This is a genomic window from Lactobacillus agrestimuris, assembly GCF_943193025.1.
GTDB lineage: Bacteria > Bacillota > Bacilli > Lactobacillales > Lactobacillaceae > Lactobacillus > Lactobacillus agrestimuris.
The window spans coordinates 1-13,972 of record NZ_CALPCQ010000004.1; the positions used below are offsets into that span (position 1 = coordinate 1).

The 13,972-nt window shown below is 36.2% G+C and carries 11 protein-coding genes, 1 tRNA gene and 1 rRNA gene; 11 read left to right on the forward strand and 2 right to left on the reverse strand.

The annotated features are described in order from the left end of the window. From rrf to NFR82_RS01705, 6 genes are all read left to right on the forward strand, one after another. Positions 1-81: ribosomal RNA gene (gene rrf / locus NFR82_RS08900) — 5S ribosomal RNA — on the forward strand; the annotation flags it as partial. 13 nt (positions 82-94) lie between these two features. Continuing rightward, positions 95-167, forward strand: a tRNA-Asn gene (locus tag NFR82_RS01685). A gap of 253 nt (positions 168-420) precedes the next feature. Next, a complete protein-coding gene (locus NFR82_RS01690) occupies positions 421-1,431 on the forward strand; it encodes a PTS sugar transporter subunit IIB (RefSeq protein WP_251716422.1) in 1,011 nt (336 codons plus the stop codon). A gap of 10 nt (positions 1,432-1,441) precedes the next feature. Further along, entirely contained in the window at positions 1,442-2,254 is an 813-nt protein-coding gene (locus tag NFR82_RS01695) for a PTS mannose/fructose/sorbose transporter subunit IIC (protein ID WP_251716423.1), read from the forward strand. Between the two features lie 28 nt (positions 2,255-2,282). Next, positions 2,283-3,203 (forward strand): PTS system mannose/fructose/sorbose family transporter subunit IID, encoded by a 921-nt coding sequence (locus NFR82_RS01700; protein ID WP_251716424.1) that lies wholly within the window; start codon positions 2,283-2,285, stop codon positions 3,201-3,203. A gap of 6 nt (positions 3,204-3,209) precedes the next feature. Beyond that, complete coding sequence (locus NFR82_RS01705) at positions 3,210-3,575, forward strand: DUF956 family protein (protein ID WP_251716425.1); 366 nt, start codon at positions 3,210-3,212, stop codon at positions 3,573-3,575. Positions 3,576-3,622: 47 nt separating this feature from the next. Here the strand turns inward: NFR82_RS01705 and NFR82_RS01710 are convergent, their stop codons facing one another. Beyond that, a complete protein-coding gene (locus NFR82_RS01710; RefSeq protein WP_251716426.1) occupies positions 3,623-4,501 on the reverse strand; it encodes a LysR family transcriptional regulator in 879 nt (292 codons plus the stop codon). Between the two features lie 108 nt (positions 4,502-4,609). Between NFR82_RS01710 and NFR82_RS01715 the strand changes: the two genes are divergently transcribed. Further along, positions 4,610-5,116, forward strand: a complete 507-nt coding sequence (locus NFR82_RS01715) for a DapH/DapD/GlmU-related protein (protein WP_251716427.1) — start codon at positions 4,610-4,612, stop codon at positions 5,114-5,116. A gap of 26 nt (positions 5,117-5,142) precedes the next feature. On the opposite strand, the gene NFR82_RS01720 is transcribed toward NFR82_RS01715, so the two are convergent. After that, the gene (locus tag NFR82_RS01720) at positions 5,143-6,513 is read right to left on the reverse strand and encodes an amino acid permease (RefSeq protein WP_251716428.1); all 1,371 of its coding nucleotides are present in this window, start codon (positions 6,511-6,513) and stop codon (positions 5,143-5,145) included. A gap of 312 nt (positions 6,514-6,825) precedes the next feature. Here NFR82_RS01720 and adhE point away from each other — a divergent pair, with 312 nt between their 5' ends. The 4 genes from adhE to NFR82_RS01740 all read left to right on the forward strand — a co-directional run bounded on the left by adhE (position 6,826) and on the right by NFR82_RS01740 (position 13,971). Then, positions 6,826-9,444, forward strand: a complete 2,619-nt coding sequence (gene adhE, locus NFR82_RS01725; protein ID WP_251716429.1) for a bifunctional acetaldehyde-CoA/alcohol dehydrogenase — start codon at positions 6,826-6,828, stop codon at positions 9,442-9,444. Between the two features lie 100 nt (positions 9,445-9,544). Continuing rightward, positions 9,545-11,605, forward strand: a complete 2,061-nt coding sequence (locus NFR82_RS01730) for a BglG family transcription antiterminator (RefSeq protein WP_251716430.1) — start codon at positions 9,545-9,547, stop codon at positions 11,603-11,605. Positions 11,606-11,718: 113 nt separating this feature from the next. Then, positions 11,719-13,506 carry a PTS mannitol transporter subunit IIBC gene (locus NFR82_RS01735; RefSeq protein ID WP_251716431.1) on the forward strand — a complete coding sequence of 596 codons (1,788 nt, stop codon included), beginning with the start codon at positions 11,719-11,721 and terminating at the stop codon, positions 13,504-13,506. Positions 13,507-13,521: 15 nt separating this feature from the next. Next, entirely contained in the window at positions 13,522-13,971 is a 450-nt protein-coding gene (locus NFR82_RS01740; RefSeq protein WP_251716432.1) for a PTS mannitol transporter subunit IIA, read from the forward strand. The last annotated feature ends 1 nt before the right edge of the window (position 13,972 follow it).

The following is a 13,972-nucleotide window of genomic DNA, read 5'->3' on the forward strand; positions in this document are numbered from 1 at the left end:
ATGCCGAACACAGAAGTTAAGCTTCTTAACGCCGAGAGTAGTTGGTGGGCAACTGCCTGCGAGGGTAGGAAGCTGCCGCGCTCTTTTTTAATATTCCGGCTTAGCTCAGTTGGTAGAGCGCTTGACTGTTAATCAAGATGTCGTCAGTTCGAGTCTGACAGCCGGAGCTAAACGGAATATGCAAGGAAGGGATCACCGGAAGGTGGTTCCTTTTTTCGTTGCTTTTATTTAATAATTTCTGTTTGAAAATTTAATATAACGTTATTTTATTTTTGGATTAAAAATGTTATTGTATTAAACTTCTGTACGTGTAGAAATTAAAATGAAAATTTGAAAAAATTTCAAAAAAACGGTTTTTTATGTAAGCGTTTTTTGATACAATAATAAAGGATTTATTTTTGATCTAGAGGAGGAAATAACATGGTAGGAATTGTTTTAGCCAGCCATGGTGGTTTCGCTGATGGTATTGCACAATCTGCGCAAATGCTTTTTGGTGAACAAACAAATTTTGCTCATGTCATCTTAAAGCCTGAAGAAGGTCCAGATGATGTTCGTGGCAAAATGGAAAAAGCAATTGCTTCATTTGATGACCAAGATGAAGTATTGTTCTTAGTTGACTTATGGGGTGGAACACCATTCAATCAGGCTAATACTCTTAGCGATGGTCATGATAATTGGGCAATCGTTAGCGGTTTGAACTTACCAATGGTTGTTCAGGCTTTGACTGAAAGAATGATGAATGATAAGGCTACTGCACACGAAATTGCAACTGCAGTAATTGCCCCAGCAATTGATGGTATTAAAACTAAACCATCAGATTTGATGCCTAAGACTGAAGCTGCTGCACCGGCTCAATCTGAAGGTAAAGCTACTGGTTCATCTAAGACTATTCCAGAAGGAACTGTTTTAGGTGATGGTCATATCAAGTACGTGTTGGCAAGAATTGATTCTCGTTTACTTCATGGTCAAGTTGCAACTGGTTGGATTCCTGCAATGAAGCCTGATCGTGTAATTGTTGTATCAGACAGCGTTGCAAAGGATGAATTACGTAAGAGTATGATTCGTGAAGCTGCGCCAGCTGGAGTTAAGGCACACACTGTTCCACTTAAGAAGATGGAAGAAATTGCTAAGGACCCAAGATTTGGTGATACACACGCACTTCTTTTGTTTGAAAATCCTGAAGATGTTTTAAGAGCTATTAAGGCCGGAGTTGACATCAAGGAAGTTAATGTTGGTTCAATGTCATACAGTGAAGGTGACGTTAACGCAAACAATGTTTTATCAATGAATCAAAAAGATGTTGATACATTCCGTGAACTTGAAAAGATGGGCGTTAAATTTGATGTACGTAAAGTTCCATCAGATAGTCCAAGTAATATGGATGCTATCTTAAACAAGGCTCAAACTTTACTTGACGAAAAGAATAAATAGGAGTAAATAAATGCAATTTAACTTTATTCAAATCATTTTGATCTTAGTTGTTGCCTTTCTTGCTGGTACCGAAGGTATCTTGGATGAATGGCAATTCCACCAACCATTAGTTGCTTGTACTTTAATTGGTTTAGTTACTGGTAACTTAACACTTGGAGTTATTTTAGGTGGTTCATTGCAAATGATCGCAATGGGTTGGGCAAACGTTGGTGCCGCTGTTGCACCAGATGCCGCTTTGGCTTCTGTTGCTTCTGCAATTATCTTGATCGAAGGTGGTCAAGGTAAGGCAGGTGTCGGTACAGCCGTAGGTTTGGCTATTCCTTTAGCCGTAGCTGGTTTGTTCTTAACTATGATTGTCCGTACTATTTCTACTGCTATCGTTCACATCATGGATGCTGAAGCTAAAAAGGGTAACTGGAGAATGATTAACTTGTGGCAATGGATTGCTGTCTGCTTACAAGGTTTAAGAATCGCTATTCCAGCTGGACTTCTTTTAGCTATTCCTGCCTCAACTGTTCAAGGTTGGCTTAAGTTGATGCCAACATGGTTGAGCGAAGGTATGTCAATCGGTGGTGGTATGGTTGTAGCTGTTGGTTACGCAATGGTTATTAACATGATGGCCTCAAAAGAAACTTGGCCATTCTTTGCTATCGGTTTTGCATTAGCAGCAATTCAAGAATTAACTCTAATCGCCCTTGGTGCTATCGGTATTTCATTGGCCTTGATGTACTTAGCTCTTGAATCAAAAGGTGGCAACGGTGAATCTGCATCAAACAGTTCAAACACTGGTGATCCACTTGGCGATATTATTGATGATTATTAAAATAGGCGCTTAGAGGAGGATTTTTATAATGGCTGATAAGAAATTTCAATTAACTAAGCGTGACCGCTTTAACGTTATGTGGCACTCACAATTCCTTCAAGGTTCATGGAACTATGAAAGAATGCAAAACGGTGGTTATGCATACTCAATGATTCCAGCATTGAGAAAATTATATCCAGATAAGAAAGATTTAGCTGCTGCCTTACAAAGACACTTAGTATTCTTTAACACTCACCCATACTTAGCTTCACCTGTACTTGGTGTTACTTTGGCTTTGGAAGAAGATAAAGCTAACGGTGCTGACGTTGAAGACGAAGCAGTACAAGGTGTTAAGGTTGGTATGATGGGACCTTTGGCCGGTGTTGGTGACCCAGTATTCTGGTTTACTATCCGTCCAATCCTTGGTGCTTTAGGTGCCTCAATGGCCTTAAGTGGTAATGTCGTTGGTCCTATCTTATTCTTCGTTCTTTGGAACTTAATTCGTCTTGGCTTCTTATGGTATACACAAGAATTTGGTTACAAGGCCGGTTCTGCAATTACTAAGGACGTATCAGGTGGTCTTTTGCAAAAGGTTACCCGTGGTGCCTCAATGATGGGTATGTTTGTTTTAGGTGCCTTGATTGAACGTTGGGTTAACATTAAGTTCATCCCAATTGTTTCTAAAACACCTATTCAAAAGGGTGGCTACATCGAATGGGACAAGCTTCCTGCAGGAGCAAAAGGTATTCAAGATGCCCTTCTTCAATGGGATATGGGTAAAGGTAAGCAATTAACTAACATTAAGACTACTACCTTACAAGATAATCTTGACCAATTAATCCCAGGATTAGCCGGACTTCTTTTAACATTCTTATGTATGTGGTTATTGAAGAAGAAAGTTTCACCAATTTGGATCATTATCGGTATTTTCGTTGTTGGTGTATTATTCCACCTTTGGGGAATCCTTTAATCAAAAATGGTCAAATCAATCAATACAAGGGTCGACTTTACGGTAGCTGCTACATGGTTTAGAAGTGTACCAAGTTACGGTAAGGCAATGATCGGTGATAAAGCTTTTGAATTTTATAATGAACGCAATGTAACTGATTACGTTCAAATTCCTTGGAACGAAGTAACCTATGTTGTTGCGGATGTAAAATTTAAAGGAAAGTATATTCCGAGATTTGAAATTCGTACCAGACAAAATGGTAATTTCATCTTCGCTACCAGAGAAGTAAAGAAAACTTTGCGCGAGATTCGGAAGTATATTCCAGCAGATCATATGCTTAAGTCTTTGACGATTTGGCAAAAACTTAAGCGCAGATTTACGCGTAAGGGATAATAAAAAACTGCTAATACTATCAAATAAGATGGTAATTAGCAGTTTTTTTATGCTTCCAGTGAAGCACGTAAACGGTCTAAGAATAATTGAGCAACAGGAGAAAGGGTAGTTTCTTTTTTCCAAATAATATTTAATGGTAGATGGATCATTGATTTTAGTGGAATAAAAGTTAAATCAGAATCGGCCGATGTGTTGGCTAAGTGATCTAATGTTAACATTACTGCGGCATGATTTTTCACAACTAAAGTTCCATTAAAACTTAAATTGTAGGTACCAATAATATTCATTTTATCTCTATAGTTGCCAAACCAATTGTCAAAAATTGAAAAGTTTTCTGCTTGTTGCGAGGTTAGAATCGGCCGATCGATCAAATCTTGAGGTTTAATAAATTCTTTTTGAGCTAGAGGATCTTCTTTAGTTACTAATATTCCCCAACTGTCCTTTTCAGGTAACTGTAGGCTATTATAGTTATCTAGCGGCAAGTTACCAATGATTAGTGCAAAATCAACTGTGCCGATATTTAAACGCCTTTCAGCGTATTCATAATCCCCACTCATAATATGGAATTTTACAGTTGGATAGTCTTGAACGATATTACTGATGATGTTAACAATTCGCTGCATAGCGATACTTTCACCAGCAGCTATTGTTAAATCTCCGCTGATAATTTCGGAAGATTGAAGATTTTCTCTTGTTTTTTGAGTTAAAGTTAAAATCTCTTTAGCTTGTTCCTGTAAGTATTGACCAGCAGGTGTCAGAATTAACTGACGCGGTTTTCTGATGAAAAGTTTGACTCCAAGTTCGGCCTCTAAATCTGCAATTTGACGAGATAAAGCTGGTTGAGAAACAAGAAGTTTTTCGGCTGCCCTAGTCATATTGAGTTCTTGTGCGGTAGCCAAAAAGTAATTTAATACACGTAGTTCCATATAATCACCATGATTTTTTGTTATACCAAAAGATAATTAATAAGTTTTTTACATTGCTTAGCATACAATTTAAACTTGGGTTTAGCAAGAAAAGAGAAGGAAATAAATATGGACGAAAACTGTAGACGATTAATTGAACAAAATCAGAGATTATTGCAGAATTTAAATACACAAAGACATTGTAATTGCGAGGTTTTGCAGCTTGTTAGTGAAATAACTGGGCGGAAGATTGATTCATCAGTTGAAATTAGATTACCATTTTATACGGACTATGGTCGAAATATCAAGATTGGTAAGAATGTTTTTATTAATTCTAATGTGACGATGGTCGACACAGGTGGTATCGTTATCGAGGATGATGTGTTGATTGGTCCAGGAGCACTTCTAATCACTGTTAATCCTCAAATTGATCCACTACATAGAAGAGAATTTGATTTAAAACCCGTGAAAATAAAGAAAAATGCCTGGATTGGTGCAGGAGCAAAGATTTTACCAGGCGTTACCGTAGGAAAGAATGCGATAGTTGGGGCTGGCGCAGTTGTAACAAAGAATGTAGCAGATAATACGATTGTTGCTGGCGTACCTGCAAAAACAATTAATAAGATAAAAAAATAAGAGTGATCAAAGTCACTCTTATTTTTTTAGGCATTTTCTTTATCCCAGATTTTTGAAATGATATACAAAATTACAAAAGTTAAAATTGCAGAGATCATTGGAATTCGATAGCTTGGCAATATTAGCAATAAAATAATTAATATTACAAAGAAGGCTAGAATTAAGTAATCAAGATATGGAAAACCTGGCATTTGGAAATCATGAAATTCACTTTCATCAGTTTTTCGGCGATAGGACATGTGAGTTAAAATCATTAAACACCAAATGATTAAGAACATACTTGTAGCAACTGAAGAAATGAAGTTAAATGCTTGGTCACCGATAATCAGGGTGATTATCGGTGCTAATCCCATTAAGATAGCTGATAGAATTAAACCATTTTGTGGAAGTTGACGTTTAGAAAGGTGGCCGAATGTTTGATTCCACTTGCCTTTTTTGTCATATGTAACGGAGAATAAAAGCCTACCAGCACTATATAAGAAACTATTTGTAGACGAAACAGCTGCTGAAATAACTACAAAGTTAATGATTGAGCTGGCATTTCTCATACCTGTTGCACCAAGTGCTTGAACAAATGGACTTGAATTAGTAGAAACTTTTGACCATGGAATTACTAATAAAATAGCAAGGATTGCTAATACGTAAAACAGGATAATTCTAACGGGTAACTGATTAATTGCATTTCTTAAAGTAACCTTAGGATTTTGTGCTTCGGCTGCAGTTAGTCCGATTAATTCAACCCCGATAAAACTGAAGATAACCATTTGAAATCCCTGCAAGAATCCTTTTCCACCTCTTGCAAAGAAACCACCGTGATCATTTAAAGTGGCAAAAGTTACAGGACCGAAGGTGGTTTTACCACCAGTGATTAAAAGATATGCTACTAAAATTACGAAAGCGATAATGGTAACAATCTTAATAATTGAAAATGAAAATTCTAGATTACCAAAAACTTTTGCCGATATCAGGTTAATACCTAATAGAATTACGATGGTAATTAGACCAGGAATCCAAGGTTTCAAACTAGGGAACCAGTATTGGAAGTAGATCCCTAAAGCCGTTGTTTCAGCCATTCCTAAAGTAATCCAGCTTAACCAATAAAGATAACCAGTAATAAATCCAATATTTTTTCCTAAATATTTTTCAATGAAATCAATATAGGTATGCTTGCTTAGGTCTGACATAATAAGTTCACCTAATGCACGCATTAAAAGGAATAGGAAAGTCCCGACAATGATGTAGATTAAAATTACACTAGGACCAGCTCGGTGAATACTATCACCAACTCCTAAGAAAAGTCCTGTTCCAATTGTACCCCCAAGTGCAATCAATTGGATATGGGCATTACTTAAAGTTCGTTTGTAGCCTGAATTAGTATTTGATTTTTTTTCAACCATTAAATCTCCCCAATTTTGCAATATATTTAATATTTTATCATCTATAGATTTTCTTTCCATAATTTTTAATGAAATTTTAAAAGTAATCCAGAATTAAGTGAATGATAATATATCTTATTCATAAGTTTGTTAATTCACAAACAAATAATTTAGATAACGCTTTCACATATAAGCTAGTAAGGGAATAAAGGATATTATAGTTTGTGCATCAAACAATTTTCAAAATAAATCGTTTACATTTATTTTGAAAGTGATATAGTGAGAATTGTAAAAAGTTTCACAATCATTAGTAGATCTTAGAGGTAATCAATTATGACTAAGACAGAAGAAAAGCATATCGTTACAGAAGAAGAGAAAAATCAACAAATCTACAACATGGTTGATAATTTGGTAAAAAAATCACATGTTGCTTTAGATCAAATGGCCAATTTTTCGCAAGAACAAGTAGATAAGATCTGTGAGGCAATTGCAACGGCCGGAGAACAAAATGCATATCCATTGGCAAAGATGGCAGTTGAAGAAACTAAGCGTGGTGTCTTAGAAGATAAAACTACCAAGAACATGTATGCTAGTGAAAACATTTGGAATAGTTTACGTCACGAAAAGACAGTTGGTGTAATTGAAGAAGATAAGGAGTTAGGTCTAGTTAAGATTGCTGAACCTAAAGGTGTTATTGCAGGTGTTACTCCAGTAACTAATCCAACTTCAACCGTCATTTTCAAAACAATGCTTGCTTTAAAGACAAGAAATACAATTATTTTTGGCTTCCACCCACAAGCTCAAAAGTGTTGCGTGGAAACTGGAAAGATTTTGCAAAAAGCTGCTGTAGCTGCAGGTGCTCCCAAAGATGCAATTCAATGGATTGAAGAACCTAGTATCCAAGCAACTAATGATTTGATGACCCACCCTGATGTCCAAACCATTCTAGCAACCGGTGGTCCAGGTATGGTTAAGGCAGCATATTCATCAGGTAAGCCAGCCATTGGTGTTGGACCTGGTAACGGACCTTCTTACATTGAAAGAACTGCTAATATTGAGCGTGCAGTTTATGATATTATTCTTTCAAAGACTTTCGACAATGGTATGGTTTGTGCTTCAGAAAACTCTGTCGTAGTCGATGATCAAATTTATGATCGAGTAAAAGAGGAATTTAAGAATTGGAATTGCTACTTCTTAAACAAAGAAGAGATCAAGAAATTTGAACAACACTTTATTGATCCAAAACGTGGTACTGTTGCAGGACCAGTAGCTGGTAAGTCAGCTTATGAAATTGCTCAACTTTGTGGAGTACAGGTTCCTAAAGATACTAAAGTGATCATTGCCGAATATCGCGGCGTTGGAAAGAACTTCCCATTATCTGCTGAGAAGTTATCACCAGTCTTTACTTTGTATCGTGCTAAGAGTCATGACGACGCCTTCAAGATTTGTACTGATTTATTAAATTATGGTGGACGCGGTCATACAGCTGGTCTTCACTCTAATGATCAAAAGATTATTAAGAAATTTGCTATGAAGATGGATGCTTGCCGTATCTTGGTTAACTCACCAGCAGCCTTAGGTGGTATTGGCGACCTTTACAACAACATGCTTCCGTCACTTACTTTGGGAACTGGTTCATATGGTGCCAATACCTTCTCACACAATGTTGGTGCAAGAGATTTGTTAAATATTAAAACGGTGGCAATGCGCCGTGACAATATGCAATGGGTAAAAGTTCCTGCTAAGACTTATTTTGAACATAATGCTGCAAACTACTTACGTCATATGCCAGATGTTCATCGTTTCTTCATCGTAACTGACGAAGGTGTTGCTAATCAAGGATTTGCTGATGAAATTACTGACATTATTTCTAAGCGTCGCGGCAGTAAAGAATATGAAGTATTTAAGGCTGTAACTCTTGATCCAGATACCGATGTGATTAAAGATGGTGTTCACCGCATGAACATCTTCAAGCCAGACGTAGTCATCGCTATTGGTGGTGGTTCAGTCATGGATGCCGCTAAGGCAATGCGTTTATTCTATGAAAATCCAGAAATGACTTTTGAAGAAGCTTATCAAAAGTTTCTTGATATCAGAAAAAGAGTAGTACGCTTCCCAAAGGAAAATGAAGTCAAGTTAGTATGTATTCCAACTACTTCAGGTACTGGTTCAGAAGTTTCACCAGTCGCAATCATTAAAGATGCAACAACAGGTATTAAACATACTTTATGTGATTATGCTCTTAACCCAGATGTTTCAATTGTCGATGATCAATTTGTTCAAGAACTTCCTAAGAAGTTAATCGCTTGGTCAGGATTTGAAGCTTTAGGTCATGCTATTGAAAGTTATGTTTCAACAATGGCAACTGACTTTACTCGTGGATGGTCACTTGAAGCAATTAAGATTATTTTTGAAAGCTTGAAGGCTTCATATGATGGCGATCTTGATGCAAGAAAGAGAATGCATGATGCTGCAACTATTGCCGGTATGGCTTACTCCAACGCCTTCTTAGGCTTGCAACACTCAATTGCCCACACGGTTGGTTCAACATTTGATATTCCAAGTGGTGTAAGTGATGCAATTGCTCTTCCACAAGTAATTCGCTTCAATGCTAAACGTCCACAAAAGTTGGCTATGTGGCCACACTACTCAGTTTACCGTGCTGAAAAAGACTATGCAGATATTGCTAGAGCACTTGGATTAACAGGTTCAACTGATCATGAATTAGTTGAAAAATTAGTTCAAAAGATCATTGATTTAGCTCATTCAGTTGATATTAAGCTAGCATTTAAGGAATACGGTGTTGACGAAAATGAATTTAAGAATAAGGTAGCTGAATTGGCAGTTGAAGCATACGGTGATCAAAACACTGTAACTAATCCAGTATCTCCATTAATTAGTCAAATCGAAGAACTAATGCTTGCTTGCTTTGATGGTGAAGAAACTAAGTAAATATAGATAAATAATTTTGAGAGAGCCTTCTTGAAGGCTCTTTTTTATTGCCTAAATCTCCTTTATAATGAAAGGGCTATCAAAAGATGAGGGGAAGTACATGTTTTTAACAGATAGACAAAAAAGGCTACTTTCAATTTTAACCAGAAATCCTAGTGGAGTAAGTCGCAAGGAGTTGGAAGAGCAATTAGATATTAGTAGGAGAACACTATACCGTGAGTTTAGTGAGCTAAAGAATTCTCTGCTTAAAAATAATTTGGAGATTATCAATCATAAAGGAAGTTACCAGCTTAAAGGTGATTTACAGGATATTGAAAAAATCAAGAAAGAAATTAGACAAGTTAAAGAACAAACCGTAATGTCAATTTCCGATCGAGAGAATGCGATTGCCGCTATGCTCTTAATAGATAATGAGCCGCACAAAATAATTGAATTGGCGCTAGATCTAAAAGTTAGTGAGGCAACAATTCAAAATGATTTGAATACAGTTGAAAAATCTTTGGCTCAATATAAGATCAAATTAGTTCGTAAAAAAGGTGTCGGCGTCTCACTTGAAACTAGTGAAAAAATTCGTCGACAATTATTTGTTAAAATTTTGGTTGATAATATTAATGAGTATGACTTTTTTGAATATTTAAATAAAAAAGAGAATAATTCGAATATTTTTCTTAGCTTAATAGATCGAGATTTATTAGTAAAAATATATGATTTGTTAAAGCAAAGTGTTTTTAATCAAATTAAAACAAGTACAGATCAGCAGATAATTGAATTGATTTTAGTATTTGCGACAACTATTAAGCGTGCAGCAGAAGGTCATAACTTAGAAGATATTCCCCAGGAAAAAAATTCCTTAAAATATCAGGGCTATGTTTATCGGTTCTTTGCATTATATGCTGCACATCGGCAATTAAAAGTAAATCAAAGTGATATTAATTATCTAGCCAATAAGACCATGCTTGCTAGTTATCATCACTTCTCACTGTCGTATGATAATGATCAAGAACTTGAACTTTCTATTCAAGTTAAGCAATTTATTGAAGCAATTTCTAATGAAGTTAAATTCAATTTTCAAAAAAATCCTACTTTTATTAAACGTCTCACACAACATATTTATAATTTAATGAAAAAACGGGTGACTTTGTTACCAGATAGTAAGATTGAAACTTTAGCAGTCTTAACTGAAAAATTCAAGGATCTGTATCAAGCAATTGAAAGCTATTGGCCACAATATTTTGAAAGGATTGAGCTGACAAGTTCAGAAATGCAGCTAATCTTGCTTTACTTTGCTAAAGAATATTCGAGCGGTCAAAGCAATCGAGATTTTTCAGCTTTGGTTGTTTGTGAAAATGGTATTGGTACTTCCGCAATTCTTAGTGCTCGCTTAAAGCAAAAATTTCCAGAAATTAAAGCTATTAAAATTAGTCGAGTATCAAAACTCAATGATTTGGATTTATCAAGTTATGATTTGATTTTATCTACACTCAAACTAAATAATTTTTCTCGGGATTATCAATTAGTAAGTCCGTTACTACTGGATAATGAAATAAGTCGAATTAAAAATTACTTGCGGACATATGAACAAAAGTATCCATTAAAAAGTAAGCAGGAAGAAGTTGAAAGTAACAGAGATTTGGTTGATCAACTTAATAAGTTGTCAATTAATGCGCTCTTTTGTGCTGAATTAGTCAATGGAGTGCGCGTCCAGCGTCTTAAAGATAATTCGGAAGATTTAATTGCAGTGATTCAGGAATGCTTGGCACATATTGATTCAACTATTCTTAAGAAAAGGCGACCGGTAGTTAAGAAATTGCTTGAACGTGTCCGCCTGGCTCCAGTTGGTTTGCCAAATAGTAAAATGGCTCTGCTTCATACTAGTAGTAAGGAAATTTCTCGCTGTTTATTTACCATTTTTGACCTAGATAATGAAATAACGATGCAGGCAATGGACCATAACGAAATTCAGGTAAAAAGAATTCTACTAATGCTTGGTCCGGGAGAACTAACTAAAGAAGAACAAGCAGCAATGAATCTAATCTCCAGTATGATTATCATGGATGATAGTAATCTTGAGTTATTTACGGATGGAGATCAGGACAAAATTAAACAGGCAATTGCTAGTGAATTTTTCAATAACATAAAAAGTAAATTATTAGGCGATTAACGTCATTATAAACTCTGGCACAGTTTTGTGCCAGAGTTCTATTTTTGTGTCATTGTAAACGCTTACTTTTAAATCTATGATAAAAATGTAAGTTTTCAAGGGAGGAAAAATTTATGGCTCAAGTAAAAAAGAAATCTTCTTTTAAAGTGAAGATTCAAAAATTCGGAACAACTTTGTCAGGGATGATAATGCCTAACATCGCTGCCATTATTGCTTGGGGGTTAACTGCCGCTTTATTCATGTATCCACACGGTTGGTTCCCAAACAAAGATATTAACAATTTGGTTTCACCAATGCTTCGCTACCTCTTACCACTTTTAATTGGTTATACCGGAGGTAAGATGGTCGACGAAGAACGTGGAGCCGTCGCAGGTGCGATCGGTACTATTGGTGTTATCGTCGGAACAACTCAACCAATGTTCTTAGGTGCCATGATTATGGGTCCACTTAGTGCATGGTTAATTAAAAAACTTGATGATGTTTTCCAAGATAAGATCAGATCTGGTTTTGAAATGATCTACAACAACTTCTCACTTGGTATTTTGGGAATGATTGCCGCAATTTTTGCTTACTTCATTATCGGACCAGTAATGGCTTGGGGAAGTTACTGGGCAGGAGTTGGTGTTAACGCAATTATTAGTGCTCATATGTTGCCATTTGCCAACATTATTATTGAACCAGCAAAGGTATTGTTCTTGAACAATGCAATTGGTAACGGAATTTTAGTTCCGTTAGGTATTCAACAAGCTGCTGATACTGGTAAGTCGGTGCTCTTCTTAATGGAATCAAATCCAGGTCCTGGTCTTGGAGTGCTTCTTGCATTTATGTTCTTCGGTAAAGGGAGATCTAAGAGTTCAGCTCCAGGTGCTGCAATTATCGAATTTTTCGGTGGGGTCCACGAAATCTACTTCCCATACGTATTAATGAAACCTTCATTAATTTTAGCTACTATTGCTGGTGGTATGACAGGTACTTTCTTATTTACAACCTTTAACGGTGGTTTAAAGGCAGCTGCTTCACCAGGTTCAATCTTGGCTATCTTGCTTGTTTCAGCCAAAGATTCATACTTCGGTAACATTATCGGGGTTTTAGGAGCTGCAATTGTTTCATTTGTGATTGCTGCAATTATTTTGAAAGCTGATAAGAGCGAAGACAGTGGTGACTTATCAGAAAAACAAGCTCAAATGCAAGCTATGAAGGCTGAATCTAAAGGTCAAGAAACTGAAAATATTGAAAATGCTCAAGATACTATCAAATCATATTCAGATATTAATAAAGTGATTTTTGCTTGTGACGCTGGTATGGGATCTTCCGCAATGGGTGCTTCATTACTTCGTGACAAGTTTAAGAAAGCAGGTATTGATATTCCTGTAACTAATATCGCGGTTAGAAACTTGAAAGATGAAAATGGTTTATTGGTTGTTACTCAAGAAGAATTAGCCGATCGAGCTCTTCAAAAGACACCACACGCAATGCACATTGCCGTAGGTAATTTCTTAAGTAGTCCAAAATATGACACTATTGTTGCTAACTTTAAGGCAATGTCCCAAATCGAAGATAAGCCATCAGAAAAGCCAGAGGATAAGCCGAAGAAGGGTTCACTTGAAAATATCGATTTCAGTAAAGTAAAAGAAATTATCTTTATCCGCCATGACCAACATGTTGGTAGTGCAACAATGGCAACAAGCTTGTTGAAAGATGAAATTAAGAAGGCTGGTAAGAATATTCCGGTTAAGGCCTTAAGAATTAATGAAATTAAAGATGAGCCAAGTGAATTATTAATTGTTACACCAGCTGCTAAGAAGAATTTAGCCGTTAGATACAGCAATATTCAAATTGTTGTAGTTGATGACTTGCTTAAGGATAAGAAATTAAGTGAAATCGTTAATAAGTTGAATTAGAAGGGGATGAGTTCAATGAAATTAGAAACAAGTATGATCAAACTTAATCAAGATGTTCCAACACGTGAACAAGCAATCAGAATGGCCGGACAATTATTAGTTGATGGCGGCTGTGTTGAACCAGAATACATTGATTCAATGATTGCTCGTAATGAAGATGTTTCAACATATATGGGTAATTTTATTGCCATCCCTCACGGAACTGATGATGGTAAAAAGTTCATTAAGAAAACTGGCATCTCTGTAGTCCAAATTCCGATGGGAGTTGACTTCAGTGATCCAAATGACGACGGCGCTGAACAACTAGTTACAGTTGTTTTCGGAATCGCTGGTTTGAACAATGAACACTTGAATATTTTGTCACAGATAGCAATTTTCTGTAGTGATGTTTCCAACGTTGCCAAATTAGCTGACGCTCAATCACCACAAGAAGTTATTGATTTATTAAAGAATGTAGGAGAATAAG

Bases quoted from the DNA above. Each gene is read 5' to 3' on its own strand.
- NFR82_RS01690 (WP_251716422.1), top strand. From the start codon at position 421: ATGGTAGGAATTGTTTTAGCCAGCCATGGTGGTTTCGCTGATGGTATT.
- NFR82_RS01695 (WP_251716423.1), top strand. From the start codon at position 1,442: ATGCAATTTAACTTTATTCAAATCATTTTGATCTTAGTTGTTGCCTTT.
- NFR82_RS01700 (WP_251716424.1), top strand. From the start codon at position 2,283: ATGGCTGATAAGAAATTTCAATTAACTAAGCGTGACCGCTTTAACGTT.
- NFR82_RS01705 (WP_251716425.1), top strand. From the start codon at position 3,210: ATGGTCAAATCAATCAATACAAGGGTCGACTTTACGGTAGCTGCTACA.
- NFR82_RS01710 (WP_251716426.1), bottom strand. From the start codon at position 4,501: ATGGAACTACGTGTATTAAATTACTTTTTGGCTACCGCACAAGAACTC.
- NFR82_RS01715 (WP_251716427.1), top strand. From the start codon at position 4,610: ATGGACGAAAACTGTAGACGATTAATTGAACAAAATCAGAGATTATTG.
- NFR82_RS01720 (WP_251716428.1), bottom strand. From the start codon at position 6,513: ATGGTTGAAAAAAAATCAAATACTAATTCAGGCTACAAACGAACTTTA.
- adhE (WP_251716429.1), top strand. From the start codon at position 6,826: ATGACTAAGACAGAAGAAAAGCATATCGTTACAGAAGAAGAGAAAAAT.
- NFR82_RS01730 (WP_251716430.1), top strand. From the start codon at position 9,545: ATGTTTTTAACAGATAGACAAAAAAGGCTACTTTCAATTTTAACCAGA.
- NFR82_RS01735 (WP_251716431.1), top strand. From the start codon at position 11,719: ATGGCTCAAGTAAAAAAGAAATCTTCTTTTAAAGTGAAGATTCAAAAA.
- NFR82_RS01740 (WP_251716432.1), top strand. From the start codon at position 13,522: ATGAAATTAGAAACAAGTATGATCAAACTTAATCAAGATGTTCCAACA.